Here is a 681-nt window from a genome sequence, read left to right on the forward strand (position 1 = left end):
TAAGGATATTTTTCTTTTTTATCTCCTCTTCCTTTATATGCTCCTCTCCAGTTACTGTAAAAATAGTTCATTCCAAATTGCCATGAACTCCATGGAGATTTCACCACCTGATCTCCCTGTTCCATTAACTGTATTAACTCAAGATTTGCATTTTTCAGTAATCTGTTATTTTCTCTCTTTGCCTGCTTAAATGATGTATGTAAATCTTTTATTGATGTATTCAATTCTTTTCTCGTCTGACTTATCGCATTTTCAGTACTCTTCACTTCAGGTGATGTCAATCCTTCTGAAAATGTCAACATTCCCATTAATAAGAAACTTAGTAAAAGACCTCTTGTGTACTTAACATCTTTACATCTTTTTGCCAATGCTCTTAAGTCCTTTTCCATTTTCTTTAAATTATTACTCATATTTTTCTCCTTCTAATATAAATATTCCAAAATTTAATAATTACTTTCATTACATAAAAGCTTTAAATCTTTTATGTTTCAAAATTGTCAGCCGTAATCTTATTATATTGTGAAATAACTTTAATTCTAATAAAGTAAACTTTATAATCCGTTATTATCTACTAATAGTTTTATGATTATTTATAAGATTTTAGAATATTTCTTTATATATTATAATTTCAATTATTCTTTTCTTATCAGTTTAAATTCTATTCTTCTGTTCTGTGCTCTT

1 protein-coding gene is annotated in these 681 nt (G+C 26.9%); it reads right to left on the reverse strand.

Going from position 1 to position 681, the window contains the following annotated elements:
* Positions 1-410: autotransporter-associated N-terminal domain-containing protein (locus EII29_RS11440; protein WP_125237613.1), on the reverse strand; the 410-nt coding region annotated here is incomplete at its 3' end.
* Positions 411-681: the final 271 nt, after the last annotated feature.

The organism is Leptotrichia sp. OH3620_COT-345, assembly GCF_003932895.1.
Taxonomy (GTDB): Bacteria; Fusobacteriota; Fusobacteriia; order Fusobacteriales; family Leptotrichiaceae; genus Pseudoleptotrichia.